Annotated in this window: 19 protein-coding genes; 18 read left to right on the plus strand and 1 reads right to left on the minus strand. The window is 38.1% G+C overall.

Annotated features, from left to right (window positions below):
- Positions 1-8 precede the first annotated feature (8 nt).
- From U9R83_RS09320 to U9R83_RS09400, 17 genes are all read left to right on the plus strand, one after another.
- Positions 9-1391 (plus strand): glycoside-pentoside-hexuronide (GPH):cation symporter, encoded by a 1383-nt coding sequence (locus U9R83_RS09320; RefSeq protein ID WP_115653656.1) that lies wholly within the window; start codon positions 9-11, stop codon positions 1389-1391.
- A 102-nt stretch (positions 1392-1493) separates the two neighbouring features.
- Positions 1494-2507 carry a LacI family DNA-binding transcriptional regulator gene (locus U9R83_RS09325; protein WP_014460528.1) on the plus strand — a complete coding sequence of 338 codons (1014 nt, stop codon included), beginning with the start codon at positions 1494-1496 and terminating at the stop codon, positions 2505-2507.
- Between the two features lie 116 nt (positions 2508-2623).
- Positions 2624-4087 carry a tagaturonate reductase gene (locus U9R83_RS09330; protein WP_014460527.1) on the plus strand — a complete coding sequence of 488 codons (1464 nt, stop codon included), beginning with the start codon at positions 2624-2626 and terminating at the stop codon, positions 4085-4087.
- 12 nt (positions 4088-4099) lie between these two features.
- Positions 4100-5590: a UxaA family hydrolase gene (locus tag U9R83_RS09335; RefSeq protein WP_226701179.1), complete on the plus strand. Its 1491-nt coding sequence runs from the start codon at positions 4100-4102 to the stop codon at positions 5588-5590.
- Between the two features lie 42 nt (positions 5591-5632).
- A complete protein-coding gene (locus U9R83_RS09340; RefSeq protein ID WP_226701180.1) occupies positions 5633-7030 on the plus strand; it encodes a glycoside hydrolase family 28 protein in 1398 nt (465 codons plus the stop codon).
- Positions 7031-7637: 607 nt separating this feature from the next.
- On the plus strand, positions 7638-9587 hold the full coding sequence (locus U9R83_RS09345; RefSeq protein ID WP_182420696.1) for a beta-galactosidase: 1950 nt from the start codon (positions 7638-7640) through the stop codon (positions 9585-9587).
- Between the two features lie 95 nt (positions 9588-9682).
- Positions 9683-11047, plus strand: coding sequence for a glycoside-pentoside-hexuronide (GPH):cation symporter (locus U9R83_RS09350; protein ID WP_014460523.1), 1365 nt, complete (start codon positions 9683-9685; stop codon positions 11045-11047).
- Between the two features lie 117 nt (positions 11048-11164).
- Entirely contained in the window at positions 11165-11410 is a 246-nt protein-coding gene (locus U9R83_RS09355; protein ID WP_013082790.1) for a DUF2164 domain-containing protein, read from the plus strand.
- 242 nt (positions 11411-11652) lie between these two features.
- Positions 11653-13149, plus strand: a complete 1497-nt coding sequence (locus tag U9R83_RS09360; protein WP_243556973.1) for a CoA transferase — start codon at positions 11653-11655, stop codon at positions 13147-13149.
- Positions 13150-13296: 147 nt separating this feature from the next.
- On the plus strand, positions 13297-13434 hold the full coding sequence (locus tag U9R83_RS09365) for a hypothetical protein (protein WP_182420746.1): 138 nt from the start codon (positions 13297-13299) through the stop codon (positions 13432-13434).
- Between the two features lie 121 nt (positions 13435-13555).
- Entirely contained in the window at positions 13556-13753 is a 198-nt protein-coding gene (locus tag U9R83_RS09370) for an IDEAL domain-containing protein (protein ID WP_013082792.1), read from the plus strand.
- Between the two features lie 226 nt (positions 13754-13979).
- Entirely contained in the window at positions 13980-14399 is a 420-nt protein-coding gene (locus U9R83_RS09375; RefSeq protein WP_014460519.1) for a universal stress protein, read from the plus strand.
- A gap of 201 nt (positions 14400-14600) precedes the next feature.
- Positions 14601-15977 carry a sensor histidine kinase gene (locus U9R83_RS09380; RefSeq protein ID WP_014460518.1) on the plus strand — a complete coding sequence of 459 codons (1377 nt, stop codon included), beginning with the start codon at positions 14601-14603 and terminating at the stop codon, positions 15975-15977.
- A gap of 1 nt (position 15978) precedes the next feature.
- Entirely contained in the window at positions 15979-16659 is a 681-nt protein-coding gene (locus tag U9R83_RS09385) for a response regulator transcription factor (RefSeq protein ID WP_014460517.1), read from the plus strand.
- A gap of 119 nt (positions 16660-16778) precedes the next feature.
- Positions 16779-17111 carry a metal-sensitive transcriptional regulator gene (locus tag U9R83_RS09390; protein WP_014460516.1) on the plus strand — a complete coding sequence of 111 codons (333 nt, stop codon included), beginning with the start codon at positions 16779-16781 and terminating at the stop codon, positions 17109-17111.
- A gap of 14 nt (positions 17112-17125) precedes the next feature.
- Complete coding sequence (gene copZ, locus U9R83_RS09395; RefSeq protein WP_013056613.1) at positions 17126-17332, plus strand: copper chaperone CopZ; 207 nt, start codon at positions 17126-17128, stop codon at positions 17330-17332.
- Positions 17333-17417: 85 nt separating this feature from the next.
- Positions 17418-19835, plus strand: coding sequence for a heavy metal translocating P-type ATPase (locus U9R83_RS09400; RefSeq protein WP_014460514.1), 2418 nt, complete (start codon positions 17418-17420; stop codon positions 19833-19835).
- 138 nt (positions 19836-19973) lie between these two features.
- On the opposite strand, the gene U9R83_RS09405 is transcribed toward U9R83_RS09400, so the two are convergent.
- Positions 19974-20402 (minus strand): hypothetical protein, encoded by a 429-nt coding sequence (locus tag U9R83_RS09405; RefSeq protein WP_155010201.1) that lies wholly within the window; start codon positions 20400-20402, stop codon positions 19974-19976.
- Between the two features lie 228 nt (positions 20403-20630).
- Between U9R83_RS09405 and U9R83_RS09410 the strand changes: the two genes are divergently transcribed.
- Positions 20631-21188 (plus strand): YdhK family protein, encoded by a 558-nt coding sequence (locus U9R83_RS09410; protein ID WP_014460512.1) that lies wholly within the window; start codon positions 20631-20633, stop codon positions 21186-21188.
- Positions 21189-21379: the final 191 nt, after the last annotated feature.

Consider the following 21379-nt stretch of genomic DNA (forward strand, 5'->3'; position numbering starts at 1 on the left):
GGATTACCATGAGTGTTGTGGCAACTGAAAGAAAGGTTGAAATAAAAGTAGAAGAGAAAAATCTTAGTGTAAAAGAAAAAATATCTTATGGTATGGGTGATTTTGGTAACGGTTTCATGTTTGATTTAGGGCAGTTGTATTTGTTGAAGTTCTTTACAGATGTGGCAGGCATCCCTGCCGCGGCTGCGGGAGGGATTTTTCTAGTAAGTAAGTTATTTGCGGCAGTTTGCGATCCAATTGTTGGTTCGTCCATTGATTACCGAAAAAATATAGGTGCTAAAGGGAAATTCCGGCCGTATTTACTATTCGGAAGTATGGTGTTAGCCATTTTAACCGTACTCACTTTTATTTCTCCAAATCTTTCACCGGCGGGTAAATTAATTTATGCGTACGCTTCTTATATGATTTGGGGAATTGGCTATTCATTTGTCAATATTCCATACGGATCGCTAGGCGCATCCATGACTCAAAATACTTCTGATCGCACGTCTCTTGCTGCTTTTCGTCAAACAGGATCGCTAGGTGCACTGTTTGTAACCAGCATTGCTGTTGTACCGCTCATTTTGTTATTTCCAAATGAAAAAATCGGTTATCCCGTTGTCATGGGAATTATGTCGGTCATTGGAATCATCGCTTTTTATGTATGCTATCGCAATTGCAAAGAACGCATTGTCGTAAAAGAGAGTCCAAAAGAAAAATTATCAGTCAAGTCTATTTTTAAAACGTTTGTAAGTAACAAACCTCTTTTAATTTTAGTGTTTATGACGGTATTTACCATTTCAGCTTACAATATTAAATCAGCTATGCTTATTTACTTTGCACAATATAATTTAGGAAATGTTAAATTGATGGCTTACATGAACTTTATTATTATTGGTTCATCTTTTCTAGGAGTCATTATGCTGCCAAAGCTTGTTAGCCGATTTGGAAAAAAGCAAGCGGCAATGATTGGCTTAGGAATAAGTATTGCAGCGGACACAGTAAATTTCTTTATGCCTTCTAACGTCGTAATTTTTACGATTTTAGCAAGTATTGCTTTTATAGGTATCAGCATTCCCAACGGGATTACATGGGCATTTGTATCAGATATTATTGATTACGGTGAATGGAAAACAGGCGAAAGAAAAGAAGGCACAACGTATTCGCTGTTCAACTTTTCTCGAAAGCTCGCTCAGTCGCTATCCGGCTTCTTATCAGGTATTGGTTTAGGGTTAGTTGGGTATATCCCAAACGTAACACAAAAGGCAGGTACATTAGTGGGGATTAAAAGTTTGCTTTTACTGTATCCTGCTATTGCTTTATCCATTGCTGCAGTGATTATTGGCTTTATGTATAAGCTAACGGATAAGAAACACGCGGAGATTATCCAAGATATTCATGCTAGGTCTTAGTCAAAACTGTCACAACATTCACCATTTGCTTATTATTCCTACTAACTTGTGATATCCTTATAATAAAAATCGATACTGATTCATTAAAGGAAGGTAAATGAAATGGGTGTTACAATTAAGGATATTGCAAAACTAGCAAACGTATCACATACAACGGTTTCACGTGCATTAAACAATAGTCCGCTTATTAAAGAAAAAACAAAAAAGAAAATTTTAGATATTGCAAATACGCTTAACTATATTCCTGACTATCATGCGAAAAATTTAGTTCTACAAAAATCTCATACAATTGGATTGTTTTTTACGAGCATGGCAAACGGTACGTCACCAAGTTTTTTAGTGGATAGCATTAGAGGGGTAAGTAAAGTAATTGATGTTCAGTATAATTTATTTGTAAGAGGCATTGACGATTATGATGATTATACGTACATCAATAATAAACGCTTTGATGCGATTATTTTAATGAGTCAAAGCGATCGTGATAACACTTTTATATATAACGTAGTGGAGAAAGGCATCCCGTTGATTGTGCTCAACCGCCAAGTTGACGATTCATCAATTATTAATATTTTGTCTAATGACAAAGAAGGAGCTTACAAAGCCGGCGAGTATTTGATTGAATTAGGTCACAGACATATTGCAATCATAGAAGGAATAGAAGGCTTTAAATCAACTCAACAGCGTAAGGAAGGATTTCTTAACTCGTTAATTGATCATAATGTTTCCATTCGCCAAGAGTATATGATTCAAGGAAATTACGATATGCAAAGCGGATATGAAGGAATGAAAGCACTGTTAAGGTTGAAGCAACCGCCAACTGCTGTTTTTTGTTCAAATGATGATATGGCAATCGGTGCTATGAATGCCGCATTCGAGTCTGGGCTAAACGTACCGAGTGATATCTCAATTATTGGATTTGATGATATTGAATTAGCCAAATACACCACTCCTTCACTAACAACCGTTAAAAGACCAATCGAGAAAATCAGCATGACCGGAGCAGAAGCAGTTTTATCATTAATGAACAAAGATGACAAAAATATACTGCAAAATAAAGTTTTAATTAATACCGAATTAATGGTTCGCCAGTCTGTAAAGTCACGCTCATCTATGTAGCCGGTTATTTAGTATAACCGGCCCAAAAATGTTAACGTTAACATTTTTAGAATTAAAATAATATAAAAAGCTATAAAAATAACAATGTTAATGTGTGCAAAAAAGGAGATGCTAACATGAAGTTAAACCGTCAGATGCAAGCTAACACACGTATATACCCAGAAAAAGTACTGCAGTTCGGAGAAGGCGTATTTCTAAGGGGGTTTGCTGATTGGCAAATTCATCAAATGAACAAACGCACTGCATTTAAAGGCAGTATAGTAGCTGTCAATCCGAGAATCACAGGAAATGCAGGTAAATTGAATAAGCAAGACGGTTTGTTTACGGTTTCTCTTCAAGGAATTCAAGACGGCAAAGCAGTCAAAGAACATGAAGTAATTGAATCTATTAGCCGCGGTCTAAATCCATATGAAGATTATGAGGCGTATATGCAATTAGCGGAGAAAGAAGAGCTAAGATTTCTTATTTCTAATACAACAGAGGCAGGCATCGCATTTTTAGAAGAAGACCGCTTGGAACATGCACCGCAAACGAGTTTTCCTGGTAAAGTCACGGCATTTCTATATAAGCGGTTTAAAGCTTTTCAAGGAGATCCAACAAAGGGACTTATTATCCTTCCTTGTGAATTAGTGGAGCGAAACGGGGACTTGTTAAAGAAAATGGTATTGCGCTATGCCGACAAATGGAATTTAGAGAAAAAGTTTACCGAATGGATACACGAAGCAAATGCTTTTTGCTGCACGCTTGTTGACCGAATTGTGCCAGGTTATCCAAACGATAAAAATATGCTCAATGAACTGAGTTATGAAGATGAGTTTTTTGTTATCACAGAGCCATTTTACTTATGGGTTATTGAGGGACCTGAGTGGGTAAAAGAAGAGTTTCCCGCGGAAGAAGCTGGTTTACATGTGAAATTTGTGAACGACATTGCACCATATGCGCTGCAGAAAGTTAGAATTTTAAACGGTATTCATACTGCTATGATGCCTGTTGCGTATTTAGCGGAACTAAATACGGTCAGAGAAGCAGTTGAAGATGAAGTAATTGGAACGTTTATTCGAAAATGTCTGTATGAAGAAATTATTCCTTGCTTACCAGTTTCCGAAGAAGAGTCTTTGTCATTTGCTAAATCTGCATTAGAACGCTTTCAAAATCCGTTTATCCATCACGAATTAATGAGCATCTCTTTGAACAGCATGACAAAGTTTAAAACGCGAAATATCCCAACCCTTAAAGAATACGTTGAAAAGCAAGGAGCGCTGCCTGCTTTGCTTACATTCTCTCTCAGTGCCCTCATTTCTTTTTATAAAGGAAAAAGAGGGGGAGAAAAAATTGAACTATCAGATGACCCTGCAGTTCTAGAAATGTATGAGTCTCTTTGGAATACGTATGACAGTACTGAAAAAAATATCTCTTGTATTGTAAGAGAAGTGCTGGGTTGTAAACAGCATTGGGGAGAGGATTTAAATACAATTCCTAGTTTAACAAAAGCCGTAACGAGTGGAGTCTTAGTCATTGAAACTCTCGGAATGAAACAGGCAATAAAAGAAATTCTCTATGTAACCGCAACTAAACAGTAAGAGGTGAAGCATATGAAAGAAGTAATTCGTATTCATCAGGAAGATAATGTAGCAGTAGCTTTACGAGATCTTTTTGCACAAGAGAACCTTATGGTTAACGGAAAAGAAATTTCTCTAAAAGAAGAAGTGAAACGGGGCCATAAAATAGCTCTTACGCCTATTTCAGCTGGCGGCAACATTATAAAATATGGTTTTCCAATCGGGCATGCGACTCACTCTATTTCACCTGGTGAATGGGTGCATACGCATAACACAAAAACAAATTTAAATAATATTAACGAATATGAATTTCATCAAAAGTTGGCAGCTCCTAAAGAAAAAAAACAATCGCTAACGTTTAAAGGATATCGCCGCAAAAATGGAGATATTGGAATTAGAAATGAGCTCTGGATTGTCCCAACCGTAGGGTGTGTCAATGGTATAGCCGAACAAATGATTAAACAATTTCAAAAAGAAATAGGGGATATCTCGCCTTTTGAACATGTAACCGTTTTAAAACACAATTACGGATGTTCTCAGCTCGGTGATGATCACCTTAATACAAGAACCATGCTTACGAGAATGGTACAGCATCCAAATGCAGGTGGCGTACTAGTATTAGGGCTTGGATGTGAGAATAATAGCTTAACAGAATTTAAACAAGCGCTAGGTACAATTGATGAAAGCAGAGTGAAGTTTTTACAATCTCAAGACGTCGAGGATGAAGTTGAGGCAGGAGTCGCTTTGCTAAAAGAAATTCACGATGCTGCTAAAGGCGATAAAAGAGAAGATGTTGATATTTCAAGGCTGAAAGTAGGTCTTAAATGCGGTGGGTCAGATGGGTTATCTGGTATTACAGCAAATCCGCTGCTCGGCAAATTCTCCGATTGGCTCATTGCTCAAGGAGGTACAACAGTTTTAACAGAAGTACCTGAAATGTTTGGAGCAGAGACCCTGCTTATGGAAAGAGCCGTTGATGAACAAACATTTGATAAAATTGTTGATCTTGTTAATAATTTTAAAACGTACTTTCTCAATCATAAACAGCCGGTGTATGAAAACCCTTCTCCCGGTAATAAAGCAGGCGGCATTACAACGTTAGAAGATAAATCACTTGGCTGCACTCAAAAAGCAGGAACAGCACCAGTTGTAGATGTGTTAAAGTACGGAGAATGCTTACAAATTAACGGTTTAAATCTATTAAGTGCTCCTGGAAATGATTTAGTTGCCTCAACTGCTTTAGCGGCTTCAGGGTGTCATATTGTACTGTTTACAACGGGACGAGGAACGCCGTTTGGAACGTTTGTGCCCACTATAAAAATTTCTACAAACACCGCTCTTTATAACAAAAAGCCGCACTGGATTGATTTTAATGGAGGAGTACTGGTTGAAGGCGAAACGAAAGAAACTACGTTAGAAAACTTTATTGAGTACATGATCAGCGTTTCTAGCGGAGAGCTTGTAAATAATGAAAAAAATGATTTTAGAGAAATAGCCATTTTTAAAACAGGCGTTACTTTATAAATAAGTCGGTTACTAGATTGCTAAACGAAAGGAGAAAAGCTAGTGAAAAAATATGTGCTTTCTTTGTTTGTGATGACTCTTATGCTTGTTTTACCGTTTTCTGCCCAAGGGGAAGCTCTTTCAGCAAGTGAAAAAATAACAGCAGTTAAAGAACAAATTCAGCCTCCTTCATTTCCAAACCGTACGTTTAATATTAAGCGGTACGGAGCAGCAGGAGATGGAAAGTCTGATTCAACGGCTGCTTTTAAAAAAGCAATCGAAGCGGCTAACAAAGCAGGAGGAGGGCGCGTTGTTGTTCCACCAGGAACTTATGTTACCGGTGCGATTTATTTAAAAAGCAATGTAAATCTTCATGTAATGAAAAAAGCTACGATTAAGTTTAGTCAAAATCCTGACAAATACTTACCTGCTGTCTTAACAAGATGGGAAGGCGTGGAGCTATATAATTATTCACCGCTTATCTATGCTTATAATGAAAAAAATATTGCGATTACAGGAGAAGGTACGTTAGATGGACAGGGTGATAACGAACATTGGTGGCCCTGGAAAGGAAAAAAGGAGTTTGGATGGAAAGAAGGCGAGCCGAATCAACAGCAAGATCGCGATTTGCTGTTTAAAATGGCAGAAGAGAAAGTTCCTGTTAAAGAGCGCGTATTTGGTAAAGGGCACTATTTGAGACCTAGTTTTATTCAGCCTTACCACAGCAAAAATATCATGATAAAAGGCGTAACCATTTTAAATTCGCCAATGTGGCAAATCAACCCCGTCTTAAGCGAGAACATTTTAATTGATGATGTAAAAATTATAGGTCACGGTCCTAATAATGATGGAGTAGACCCTGAATCGAGTAAAAATGTGCTTATTAAAGATTCTTATTTTGACAATGGAGATGATTGTATTGCGATTAAGTCGGGGCGTAATGCAGATGGAAGAAGAATCAACGTACCAAGTGAAAATATTATTATTGAAGGAAACGAAATGAAAGATGGCCACGGGGGCGTTGTGATCGGCAGCGAAATATCAGGAAGCGTTCGGAACGTATTTGCTCAGCACAATGTTATGGACAGTCCCAATCTAGACCGGGCGCTGCGCATTAAAACAAATTCAGTTCGCGGCGGAACGATTGAAGATATCGACTTTAGCAACAATACGGTCAAAAGCGTTGGCAGTGAAGTGATTCAAATAGACATGTACTATGAAGAAGGAGACACAGGGAATTTTACGCCCGTCGTTCGTAATATCAACATAGAAAATTTGCAAAGCAACGGAGGCAAATACGGCTTATGGATTCGAGCCTATGAACGTTCTCCCGTTACAAATCTAACAATTCGCCATTCTAATTTCCAGCATGTTGCAACACCATTGTTAATGGAAAATGTAGAGAATCCTGTGTTTGAAGAGTTTTGTATAAATGGAAGCTGCATGAATACAAACCGTTAGAAGGTATGTTCACAATCAGCTGCAAGGCAGAGGTGGGACAACAGTATTTGAGCACAAGAAGTAGCCGCACAATTAATCGAGATTATTGATTAATTGTGCGGTATTTTTTATTGTGAGGGTGAACGTAGGTTTAATATATTAATAATGGTAAAAACCTGCTCTGTAATTTTTGCTATTTTATAGATAAGTCAAATGACTCCTACTAATTAATAGATAACATGTGTAAAAGAAATGACTTTTGACGATGATTTTCTTAGCAATTTATTACCTAAATGTGGATATGGAAAGTATGAGGGGAGATATATAAAAGAATCATAAAAACATTTGTCTCTGTAAGCGTTTTATTATTTGTTTTAATAAAGAGCAAAAAAAGGATGTTTTTCTCTATTTTTTTACCATTGAATATTTTGAAAAAAGTCCATAAAATAAACTTGTAAGCGTTTTATAAGATTAGAAAATATGAATGTTGAAGTTAAATAGAAATTTATTTAGTAAGAAAGAAAATGTGATTTTTTTTGCTTTTGATCACTGTTTCCGAGGATACCTTAACAGTTAGCAGCAAGTCGTGCATTTAATGAAATAAAGAAATAGATAGGAGTAGAGAAAAATGTACATCGGTGTCGATTATTACCCTGAACATTGGCCAGAGAATATGATAGAAGAAGATATCCAAGGCATTAAAGAGCTAGGATCAAACATGGTGAGAATAGGAGAGTTCGCTTGGCATCTTATGGAGCCTAAAGAAGGTGAATATGATTTTTCTTTTTTTGATAGCGTTATCAATAAGCTCAAAAAACAGAATATTGATGTTATGTTTGGTACGCCTACTGCCACTTTTCCGGCTTGGCTTGCGAAGAAGCATCCTTCTATTTTATCCAAAGATGAAAGCGGGGCGGTCAGAGCCTTTGGAGGAAGACGTCAATATTGTTTTAATTCGCCTCTTTACCGGAAGTATAGTGCTCAGATTACAGAACAACTTGTAAAGCATTACTGCTCAGAAGAAGCAATCGTAGCATGGCAAGTTGACAATGAATTTGGCCATGAAGGCAGTGACATGTGTTACTGCGAACAATGTCATAAAGAGTTTCAGCAGTTTTTAGAAAGAAAATACAAAGACATCAATGAGTTAAATGAGAAGTATGGCACTATTTTCTGGGGACAAACATATAACGAGTTTACTGAAGTGCCTATGCCTGTAAAAACAATTACGACACACAGTCCTTCGTTAAAGCTTGATTGGGCGCGCTTTCGCTCTTTTTCGTTAAACAGATATGCTCATGAACAAACAGCAATTGTGAAGAGATATAAAGGTGATCACCAGCTGTTGACAACGAACGTCTCAGGAGGCTTTTTTGATAAATGGTTTGACCATGAAGAGAATCTAGAAGTCATGGACTTTGTATCCTATGACAATTATCCGGTATGGGGCGGTCAAACAGAGCCGATTACCCCTGCTCATATTGCACTGGGACATGATTTTAATAGAGGTCTGCTACATAAAAACTTCTGGATTGTAGAGGAATTAATGGGTGCTCAAGGTCATGATGTCATCGGTTATCTACCGAGGCCTAATCAGGCAAAAATGTGGTCTTATCAAGCGTTTGCTCATGGATGCACGGACATGCTGTATTTCCGTTGGCGCGGAATGACAAGAGGAGCTGAGCAATACTGCTACGGAATTGTAGGTCACGATAATCATTATGGAAGACGCTACAAAGAAGTTCAGTCGTTATTTAGTGAAATCGTTAAGTACGAACATGTACTTGAATCTGACATTAAGTCGGATGTTGCCGTTTTATATGACTATGAAAATATATGGTCATGGCGCTTTCAGCAGCAAAGTGAAGGGTTTGACTTTACGAAAGAGCTTCTTAGAGGGTATACACCGTTTTATAAGTTGAATACACCTATTGATGTTATTCCTGCTACAAGAGATTTTTCAAGCTATAAAGTACTGGTTGTTCCAGCTTTGCAAATCATTGATGAAGAACTAGGTAAGAGATTTACTGAATTTACTGAAAGCGGAGGCGTTATCGTTTTTACGTTTAGAACCGGCATTAAAGACAAACAAAATAATATTCATTTTAAACAGACGCTCCCGGGATATGTAAAAGAAATAACAGGAATTGAAATTCATGAAGTTGAAGCACTGTCTTCTACTCAAAAAGCAGCTATTAAAGGAGTAGGACCGTATGAAGGAGAAGAATCAAGTGCGTCCGTGTGGAGAGATATTATCACGCCTGTAACAGCTGAAGTGCTGTATGAGTATGATGATCCATTCTATAATCAAGCGGCGGTAACAAAAAATCAGTTTGGTCGTGGAACCGTTTATTATGTAGGCTGTGGAATTGAAGGGCAAACGTTTGAAAAAATTGCGCTTGATATTGTAACAGAGCAGCATATTGAGCATACGGAAAGTGAAGAGGGGATTGAAGTATATCCTCGCAAGCTTGGAGAGAAAAGTTATTACTTCCTTATGAACCATACGCCAGAAGTAAAAGTATTTAAAGGTAATGTTCTGCAGCCTTATGAAAGTCGTATTATAGAAAACATGTAGTAGCAACAGGAGACTAGAATCTCATAAAGCAATGAGATTCTAGTCACTCATAATATGATATGAAAGCGTTTTATAGGAGAAGGGAGTTAGGTTATATGAGCATGGGGGTACAGTCAAAAGTTTCTCTAAAGACCGTATTATCATACGGAATGGGGAGCTTTGGAAACAATATTATTTATGCATTAACAAGTACATATTTAATGATTTTTTATACGGACAGCGTAGGATTAAATGCTGCAGCCGTAGGAACCTTATTTCTTATTGCAAGGATATGGGATGGAATTGCAGACATTATTATCGGAATGATTGTTGATAATACAGAAACGAGATTTGGTAAGTTTAGGCCATATCTTTTAATAGGCGGATTTTTTGCAGCTGTTGCTACAGTCGCGTGTTTTATTAGTCCTGATCTTTCTCATACAGGAAAATTAATTTATGCTTATATCACTTATATCGCGTGGGGAACAAGCTTTGCTATCATGGATATTCCTTATTGGTCGCTTTCAGCAACGATTACACAAGATGTAAAAGAACGAAATAAAGTAGTAGCTTTTCCTAGAACAATTGCAGCCGTAGGGTCTTTATTTGCTAGTTTATTAACTCTTCCACTAGCTCATTATTTTGGAAACTGGTTTATGCTTAGTCTTATTTATGCGTGTATCTTAATGATTACAATGATCATCACATTTTCAGGAGTAAAAGAAAACTATACCGTAAAAAGACAGGAAAAGCAGACACCAAAAGCAGTTTGGAACTTATTTATTCAAAATAGACCGTTGCGCTACCTGATTTTCTCAATGCTTTTAGTTGAAACAATTTTAACGATTCGAACTACGTTTTCTATTTATTATTTTAAATATAATTTAAATGCAGAGAACATCGCGTCTCTTTATTTAACCTTATTTTTTACCGCACAAATTGTAGGGGCGATCGCGTCTCCTTTCATTTCAAATAAATTTGGAAAGAAACGCGCAGCAATAGGGGGAATTGCGCTAAATGCTGTAGCCACTCTTACAATGTTTGTAACCGGTTTTCACGTTATGCCGGTAATGATTTTAAGCTTTTTAGCTTCTTTCGGCGGTGGAGTTAGCAACATTGCTCAAACATCTATGCTCGCTGACTGTGTAGAATACGGCGAGTGGAAAACGGGGAACCGAGCGGAAGGAATGGTGTTTTCTACGAATATTTTCAAAACAAAGGTTGCTTCAGCAGTGGGTGGAGCAGTAGGCGGGTACATCCTTTCAGCAGTAGGGTACGTGCCAAATCAAATTCAGTCACACAGCACGCTAATTTGGATTGCTTTAATCTTTACGATTATTCCGGGTATTCTCTGCTTGTTATCACTTGTCCCACTCGTAAAATATGAGTTGACGGAAAAGAGATATTTAGAAATTTTACAAGATATGAAAAAGCGCTCAGGCCGCATAAAAGAAAAACCGGCTATGAAAGTGTCTAGCTAATTCAAATCAGCACAAGCATTGTACACAAAAACAACAAGAAAAAAAGACTGCATTTTCTCAGCTCCTCTTGCTATGATGTCAGGTAGACAGATATCAATGTAAAGAGGAGTTTTGTTTATGTTTATTAATTTTTCAAAAGAAGACAAAGATAAAATGCTGAATGAAATTCAAACGTTTTTTTATAACGAACGAGATGAAGAAATAAGTGAATTTGCAGCGGAAAATGTATTAGAGTTTATTAAAGAACATATCGGTCCTCACTTTTATAACCAAGCAATTAAAGATGCGGAAGATATTATGAACCAAGTCATGCTTTCTGCAGAAGAAAATTTACACGCATTAAAAAAACCGATTGAAAAGTAGTTCAAAAAAGAAAATATGAAATAGGAAAAAAGCGTTTTATGTACAAAAACATAAAGCGCTTTTGTTTGTCTGTGAAACAAATTATTTGTTCGTATAAGAGATATATGATACATTCGTTTTAAGATAATATTAACGTTAACGTAAAGGTTACATTAAAGTATTTTGATTTAACTCGATGAGGGCATAACTTCAGCAAGCAGGGACATAATGAGGTAATTATATTAGGAAAGAAGGGACTATACGTGAGCAACATTACGAAAGATCAGCTAACAAAATCTATTGTGAAAGCAAATGAAAATCGTTTAATGGATAATCGTGATTTTGATATCTATCATGAGCTGGAAAATGTGCTTCAAGGAGTCGGCTTATCAGCAAAAGACAGCGGAGGAAGCATTACATTTTACGGAGAAGATCCGATTGTTCCTAGTACGCTGCGCCTTGCTTCAGCAGCAGCTATTGCACTAGTTGCTAAGTCAGTAGCTGTCTCAAAAATTTGGAGAATACGCGGAGGAAAAGGTCAAGATATTCATATGGATTTACGAAAAGCTATCCGAAGATTATCACCTTTTTACGATAAAAAATGGGAAAAGCTTAATGGGTATGCCCCGAGTAAAGCAAATGATCCTTATAATCCATTAGGCTTTCGCTTTTATCAAACAAAAGACGACAAATGGGTAATGCCGCTGAATCCGTATCCACGCTCTAAGCATGAAACGCTAAAGCTGTTAAATTGTATAGAAGACCCTGATGCAGTGGCAAAAGCAATTCGCGGATGGAATTCAGAAGAATTAGAAAAAGCTGCAGCGGAGCGAGGAGTTATCATGCCTTTTGTGCGGACAATTGAAGAGTTTATGAATGAGTCCGTGTATGAAGAAGTAGCGCAGCTTCCTTTAATTGAAATTGAAAAGATTGGAGAAAGTGAGCCAATTCCTTATTCCAAGAATCCTAAAACGCCGCTAGACGGTATTCGAGCATTAGGTCTTGGGCATGTTATTGCAGGAGCCGGATTTGGTAGAGCTCTCGCTTTACATGGTGCGGACGTCTTAAATATTTGGAAGCCAACGGATTGGGAGCATGATACGATTTACGCTACGTCTAATGTCGGTATGCGCTCTTCAACGCTGGATATCGGTGAAAAAGAAGGAAAAGAAAAAATGGTTGATCTTCTAAAAGAAGCCGATATCTTTTTTGCGAACCGTCGCTACGGATTTCTAGAGAGATACGGTCTAACAGCTGAAGAGTGTGCAGAACTAAAACCAGGCATCATCCACTGCACCGTTAACCTGCATGGGACGCAAGGAGACTGGGCGAAAAGAAATGGATTTGACCAGACAGCGGGAAGTGTAACGGGAGTCATGGCGTTAGAAGGATCGCCAGAAAATCCTAAGCTGCCTCCTATTGTAGTTGTCAATGATTATGCGGTTTCTTGGTTACTTGAAGTTGGTGCTTTAATGGCATTGGAAAGAAGAGCAAAAGAAGGAGGCAGCTACCGCGTGCGTGTATCATTAGATCGCGTATCTTTATGGATCTTATCAATGGGCATCTATGACAAAACATACGCTCATCAAACAGCTGGTTCGTCAGAGAAGCATGAGTACATTGCACCGGATCTCTTTACAGCCCAAACACCTTTAGGATTGTACCAAGGGCTTACAGAACAAATCGAAATGTCGGAAACTCCAGGGGAATATAAGACGGTTCTCGTTCCTCGAGGTTCTTCACGCCCAGAGTGGTTGTGATAACAAGAGGCTGAGACAAAATTATTTTAGTGGAAAGAAAATCCGAACGATGAATCGAGATTCTTGATAAAGGATCCAACTCGTTCGGATTTTTTTGTTATTGTGATGAACGTAGGTTTCATTTATGTGTGTAGGTGCTTCTAGCGGTTGATTGGAGGGCAAGGCGAAGACTCCTGCGGGCTCACCGGTCGCCCGCGGAAAGCGAAGCCTTGCACGGAAATCAACAGCGGTGTCACAAGCGGTTCAGCTCATGTATCCCATTTGTTTGTCTTTAGATTGAATTGATTTCGTTATGTCTTAATCTCGGTTCTTGGGGGTCAAATTTAAAATGAAAAATAAGAAAAAATATTTGAATAATTATATGATTTCTTATATAATAGCGAAAAGGATGAGGAGTTGACTTGTAATGGAAAACTATACGTCCCGCAAAATGACACGAGAAGAAGTAAAAGTATCAGACGCGACAGCAGCTCAACTAGTGCTAAACAAATCTCTTCGTGACTTTAAAAAAGCACAGCTTTTACTGCAAATTGATCAGTCTTTAGAAAAAAGAGATAAAGAAACTTTTTTACGTTTAACTGAAGAGTTAAAAGAAGTTTGTTAAATAACCTACTAACATAAACAATCAGCCTTTGCTTTTAGTGAGCAAAGGCTTTTTATATGGGGAAAAATGGATAAATGTTTTGTTTTTTCTGAAAGCGGTAAAAGTATAGTATGGATGATAAAGTAAAAATGAAGAAGTCTCTTACTTTATCATTTTTTGCTTTATCATCTACAGCATCTAGATGGTAATACATCACGAAAGAACAAAAAGAGAGAGGGTTCTTTATATGTATAACAAAATCTTAGTCGCCTTTGACGGTTCCGCACCTTCTATTCGCGCTCTTCAACATGCAAGTAAACTAGCTAAAAGCGTAAATGCCAATAAGCTGACAATTGTACATATTAAGGAAAGAATTCACTTGCAGCAGCCTGTTTTTAGCGTTGACTTAGATGCACTGATAGAAGAAGAAAACCGCGATATTTTATCTGAAGCTCACAATCATTTAACTCAATCAGGTATTCCATATGAGGCATACGGTTTAGAAGGCACCGCTTCAAAGAAAATTATCGAATACGCACGTGACAATCAACAAGACGTCATTGTAATAGGAAGCCGAGGAAAGGGCTTTGTGAAAGAGACCTTTTTAGGAAGTGTAAGTCACGAAGTTGCTCAATCCGCAGAATGTCCTGTTATTATTGTTAAATAAAAAGAGGCTGAGGTAAAAGTAGTTTAGTTAAAGAAAAATCCGAACGATGAATCGAGATTCTTGATGAAGAATCCAACTCGTTCGGATTTTTTTATTGGTATGGTAAACTGTCAGAGAATAATGTTATTTAATCATGTATACTTTATTCTGCACAGTTTCTTCAATTATTACTTCTATAATGAAAGCAAGGGGTGTGAATAAATGAATCGAATTTCTATTAAGCTTGGACTCTTGTTTTTAATGTTCATTTTACTAATTGAAGCCGCTCTCTTTTTTTACTTATATAGCGGTCTTGCCAACACACGAATTTCAGAGGAATTAGAAAGTTTGCGTTTAAGAGGAAACAGTCACCGGGAAGTATTAGAGAAGCATCATGATTCGGCTACGCTTAACCATGTTGCACTGATGGAATCTGAAGCAGAAACTGATGTTGTCATAACGGATAAAACAGGGGAAATTATCAGTTCATCTAGGCCTTTAATTCAAGGTGCAAGAAAAGCAGTAGAGAAATGGAAAGGAAAGTCTCTTACATACAAAGGTGAAATTATGCAAGGCGACTGGAAAAGCAAACCTTATATCGCCACAGCATCACCTATTAAAAAAGGCCGTCAGCAGTTTGGGACGGTTTATATGTTCAAAAACACAAATGATATTCACGAAATGATTGCGAGACTACAGCATCATTTTTACGTAGCGGGAGCTGTTTCCATTTTATTTTCGATTGTGACTATTTTTGCTCTGTCTAAATTTATAACCGCTCCTTTAATCAAGATGAAAAAAGCAACAGAGAAGCTGAGTCAAGGAGACTTGTCTGTAAAGCTGGGTGCTCATTCAAGGGATGAACTTGGCCAATTAGGAATGTCCATTCAGTCGCTAGCGAATGAGCTGCAGCGGTTACGAAAAGAGAGAAATGAATTTTTAAGCAGCATTTCACATGAACTTCAAACTCCTTTGATGTATTTAAAGGGCTATGCAGACGTAGCAAGAAGGCCTTCTAATACACCGGAAGAAAGGGATAAATATCTTGCTATTGTGGAAGAAGAAGCGGGAAGAATTTCACAGTTAGTCAAAGATTTGTTTCAGCTGGCGCAGCTGGATCAGCATACATTTTTTATTCAAAAACAAAAAGTAGAACTGGCTACGTATTTGCACACCATATGCGCGCATTTTCATTTAGCTTTAAAAGAAAAGGAGATGGAGCTGGACATAAGCTGCTCTCAAGGTCTTTATATTTCACTAGATCCTGAAAGATTTCAGCAAGTGATTATCAATTTACTTGATAACGCAATGAAATATTCAAAAGAAGGGACTAAAATCGATTTAATGGTAAAAAAATCAGCCGAATCATTGACAATAACTCTCAAAGATCAAGGTATAGGCATTCCAGAAAAAGATCTGCCTTACGTATTTGATAAGCTGTATCGAGTGGAAAAATCTCGCTCGAGAAAAAGCGGAGGTTACGGATTAGGCTTATCAATTGTAAAGGAGATTGTAGAAGCTCATGAAGGAGAAATAACCATCACAAGCGAGACGGGAAAAGGAACGACTGTAGAGATTGTATTAAGAGAGGATGGATAGGATGGCCACTATTTTATTAGTAGATGATGAAACAAGGATGCTGGATTTACTAGAACTTTATCTGCTGCCAAACGGATTTACATGTATAAAATTTGAAAAAGGCACAGAAGCGCTGCGCTATCTTGATGAAGGTAACAAAGCAGATTTGATGTTATTAGATATTATGATGCCAAGCAAAGATGGGTGGGAGATTTGTCAAAAAGTAAGGAAGATGTCTGATCTACCGGTCATTATGCTCACAGCTCGCAGCCAAACGTTAGATATAGTAAAGGGATTAAATATAGGGGCAGACGACTATATTACTAAACCGTTTAGCGAAGAAGAATTGGTTGCACGCATCAGCGCGGTTCTTAGACGTTCGTTAAAAGAAAAACATGAAGTCACCTACAAAGGGTTAGTATGGAGCAAGGAAGACCACGTATTACAATATAAAAATCAGCACATTCAAGTGACGCCTAAAGAGTTTGAATTGGTGGGGTTACTTCTTCAGCATTTAAATCGTGTGTTCAGCCGGGACGACTTGCTTGTGTTAGTGTGGGGATATGAGGCGGAGATTGGAGATCGTACTATTGACTCCCATGTACGAAATGTTCGGGATAAGCTTAGAAAAGCGGGTTTTCCTGTAGACGAATACCTGCAAACCGTATGGGGAATAGGCTATAAGTGGGTTGATGTTAGTTGAAAATGATATAAGCATAGCTATCGAAATTGGTGAAAAGATAAAGTAAGCAGAAGCGAGCTTTTCTCTTTACATAGGGTAGGGGGGTATAGTATGATGAAGTTATGAAGGGAGGATGTTAGATGGTCGAAGCGAATCACATGAATAGTGAAGAAAAATGTTGTACGATAAATAGTGAAAGAAAAAGTCACCATTCTCCAGAAGTGAAAAAAAATCTAACAAGCCGATTAAATCGAATTGAAGGACAAATTCGAGGAATTAAAGGATTAATTGAAAAAGATACGTATTGTGACGACGTGATTACTCAAATCGCAGCTGCGCAGTCTGCTTTAAATAGTGTAAGTAAAATTTTGCTTGAAGGTCACTTGAAGCATTGCATTGTAGAACGTGTGCAAGCTGGTGATGAAGAAGTAGTGGATGAATTATTAACAACCATTAAACGATTAATGAAATAAAGGAGATGCTAGAAATGGAAAACGTAACATTATCAGTAAAAGGAATGTCTTGCGGTCATTGTGTCAAAGCTGTTGAAGGCGGCGTAGGGGAACTTAATGGCGTTAAAAGCGTAGAAGTAAGCTTAGAAGATGCAAAAGTAACGGTTGCATTTGATCCAAGTCAAGTAACGGTCGAAGATATTAAAGAGGCTATTGATGACCAAGGTTATGACGTAGCATAAACAGCATCGCGTGCGAATACCTTCGCACGCTTGATTTAGGAAAAATATATACCCCTTATAGGTATATAACGGGAGGCGAAACGTGATGGGTGATAAACAAAAAGAAGCCACCTTGCAAATTACAGGTATGACATGTGCAGCGTGCTCTAACCGAATTGAAAAAGGATTAAAAAAAATAGAAGGTGTAAAAGAAGCAAACGTGAATTTGGCTTTGGAAAGATCTACTATCATATTCGATCCGTCTAAAACAAGTCCACAGGCCTTTGAAGAAAAAATCGAAAAGCTTGGGTATGGAGTTGTAAGTGAAAAAGCCGAATTTGCTATTACGGGCATGACGTGCGCCGCTTGTTCGACTCGGATTGAAAAAGGGTTAAACAAATTAGAAGGCGTGACAAAGGCAAGCGTTAACCTTGCTTTAGAAACGGCTTCTGTTGAATACAGCCCTTCTCAAATAGCTCCGCAAGATATAACGCAGCGAGTTGAAAAACTTGGATACGGAGCAAAGCTAAAGTCAGAAGAAAAAGAAGAAGAGCAAAGCTACAGAGAAAAAGAACTCAGTAAACAAAAAGGGAAGTTTTGGTTTTCGTTGATTTTAAGCGTACCGCTATTATGGGCAATGGTTAGCCATTTTACGTTTACATCGTTTATTCCTTTGCCTCATATGCTGATGAATCCATGGGTTCAGCTCGCTTTAGCTACGCCTGTTCAGTTCGTGGTAGGGAAGCAATTTTATGTAGGCGCATTTAAAGCTCTGCGTAACAAAAGCGCCAACATGGATGTTTTAGTAGCACTAGGCACAAGCGCAGCTTATTTCTACAGTTTATACTCTTCTCTTAAATCGCTTGGGTCATCTACTCATACAGCTCAGCTTTATTATGAAACGAGCGCTATATTAATTACGCTGATTCTTTTAGGGAAATTGTTTGAAGCAAATGCCAAAGGCCGTTCTTCAGAAGCGATAAAAAAAATGATGGGCTTACAAGCTAAAACGGCCGTTGTAGTAAGAGACGGAGCGGAAGTTGAAATACCAGTGGAAGAAGTGCAAAAAGGCGAAGTTATTTTTATTAAACCTGGTGAAAAAGTACCAGTAGACGGAGAGATTATTGAAGGGCAATCAGCTTTAGATGAGTCTATGCTGACAGGTGAAAGCGTACCGGTAGATAAAAACATTGGAGATAAAGTAATCGGAGCTACACTCAATAAAAATGGTTTTCTAAAAATAAAAGCTACGAACATTGGAAAAGAGACGGCGCTTGCGCAAATTATTAAAGTAGTAGAAGAAGCGCAAGGGTCTAAAGCGCCTATTCAGCGATTAGCTGACTATATTTCGGGTATATTCGTGCCAATTGTAGTCGGAATTGCTCTTCTTACTTTCTTTGTTTGGTATATTTGGATTGCGCCTGGCGAATTTGCGCCGGCTTTAGAGAAACTTATTGCTGTACTAGTGATTGCATGTCCATGCGCGTTAGGCTTAGCTACTCCAACTTCCATTATGGCGGGGTCGGGCCGTGCAGCAGAATTTGGTATTTTATTCAAAGGCGGCGAGCATTTAGAAGCAACGCATAAAATCGATACGATTCTTTTAGATAAAACGGGAACTGTGACAAATGGAACCCCCGAGTTAACCGATGTGCGTATTGCACAAGGATACAAAGAAAATGAGCTATTACAGTTAGTTGCATCGGCTGAGCGTTTATCAGAGCACCCTCTAGCTCAAGCACTCGTAGCAGGTATAAAAAATAAAGGTATAGAGATTCAAGACCCATTATCTTTTGAAGCTATTCCAGGATATGGAGTAAAAGCAACTGTACAAGAGCGAGAGCTGTTAGTGGGAACAAGAAAGCTTATGAACCAGTATAAAGTGAATATTGATACAGCCTTAGAAGAAATGACAAATTTAGAACGAGAAGGAAAAACGGCCATGCTCGTTGCTCTGGACGGAAAATATGCCGGCATGCTTGCTGTTGCAGATACCATTAAAGCAACTTCTAAAGAAGCAGTTTCCAAGTTAAAAGAAATGGGCTTAGAAGTGATGATGATTACAGGTGATAATTGTCAAACAGCTCAGGCTATTGCGATGCAAGCGGGTATTGAGCATGTTATAGCAGAAGTGTTGCCAGAAGGAAAAGCAGAAGAAGTGAAAAAGCTTCAGCAGCAAGGTAAAAAAGTCGCAATGGTAGGAGACGGTATTAACGATGCTCCTGCACTTGCGTTAGCTGATATTGGAATGGCCATCGGAACAGGAACGGATGTAGCGATGGAAGCCGCTGATATTACGCTGATGCGAGGAGACTTGATGAGCATTGCAGATGCGATTGAAATGAGTAGAAAAACGATTTCTAATATTAAGCAAAATTTATTCTGGGCAATGGGCTACAACACGCTTGGTATTCCAATTGCAGCAGTTGGGCTGTTAGCTCCTTGGGTCGCTGGAGCCGCGATGGCCTTTAGTTCTGTATCGGTTGTATTAAATGCACTGCGATTGCAGAGAGTGAGGCTATAAGATATGAAAAAGTGGATCATCTCAGCTATTTTGTACGTGCTCGCAGTCATAGCAGTATATGCTATGTGGGCAATATAAACTAAAAAATATTGGAGTCATCGAGCCACTCTCGGTGAAAGTGATCCAAAAGCAAAGCTGCTAAAGAATATTCTTTAGCAGCTTTGTTAGGTGCAAGGAATTTTTTTGGCTTAATTCATACCCTTTAAGATGAAGGTCCTCGGGATACTTTTGATGAGCAATTAACACATCGCGTCCATCATCCATAATCCAAATGAAATAATGACGGCTAGAACCATCTCCATAGGTAATGGTCATTTTGCAATCAATACTCCCAGCAGATTCTTCATCTAAGAGAATGTTCATATGCTGTGCCTTTTTTATACTATTGGTGAATGCATTCATATCTTGTTCATCGATAAATGTTTTGAGCGTTTTCATTTTAATGGACGTTACTTCTATCTTTTGTACGCTAGATGAGAGCGTGGAGTGTGCAGAAGCAAAGGGGGCTCCCATCACCAAGCTAAACGCAAGTAAGAGTGAGGATAGAGCAAAGCGTATTTTTAGCATGTTTCTTTCCTCCTTTTATTTTTATACTTTTTCCTTGTGGTAAGTGTTTCATACGAAGGCCTTTTTTAGGCACAGGAATTTTTTGTACCCAATTACCTTCATCTTCACAAAATCTGCACAAAGTCTGGCTACAATAAAGAAAAGTAGAAGAGTAGGCAAAGATAAGTTGTTTTTAAGGATTAAATGATTTTTATTTTAAAATTTATTATGTGGAAAAGAGGGACTGTTATGAAAAAACAGCTATTTATTCTTGGTGCATCCGTCATTATTGGACTAAGCGGATGCGGAAACGATTCTAGTCATGAAAAGCCTTCAACTGACAAAAACGAATCCATGCACGATCACTCAGAGATGAATCACTCTAGTTCAGGAGAGGTTCCAAAAGGATTAAAGCAAGCTGAGAATCCAACATATAAAGTTGGAGATAAAGCCGTTATAAAAGCAGATCATATGAAAGGCATGAACGGGGCTGAAGCAACAATTGTTGGTGCTTACGCCACTACGGCCTATACCGTTTCGTATACGCCAAAGACTGGCGGAAAAAAAGTAAAAAATCATAAGTGGGTTATTCAAGAAGAAATAAAAGATGCGGGTAACGAACAGTTAAGGCCAGGTAGCGAAGTGACGCTTGAAGCAGATCATATGAAAGGTATGAAAGGGGCAAAAGCAACGATTGATTCAGCCGAAAAAACAACGGTATATATGGTAGACTACACGCCGACTACAGGCGGAGAGAAAGTGAAAAATCATAAGTGGGTAACCGAAAGTGAACTTTCAACCAAATAGACTGTTAGCGAGAAAAGCCTAAGAATAGATGTATTCTTAGGCTTTTTTTGTTTGCTTCTTGTTTTATGTTTTATAATGATGAATTTCTGACATGATGTATGAAGAAAACTCATGTTTCTTTCAAAAGAAGTTGCGGTATTAAGTAGAATGCTACGGTAATAAAACGAACAAACTACTGATGAAAGGAGCTA

It is taken from the genome of Priestia sp. LL-8 (assembly GCF_036227845.1).
Classification (GTDB): domain Bacteria; phylum Bacillota; class Bacilli; order Bacillales; family Bacillaceae_H; genus Priestia; species Priestia zanthoxyli.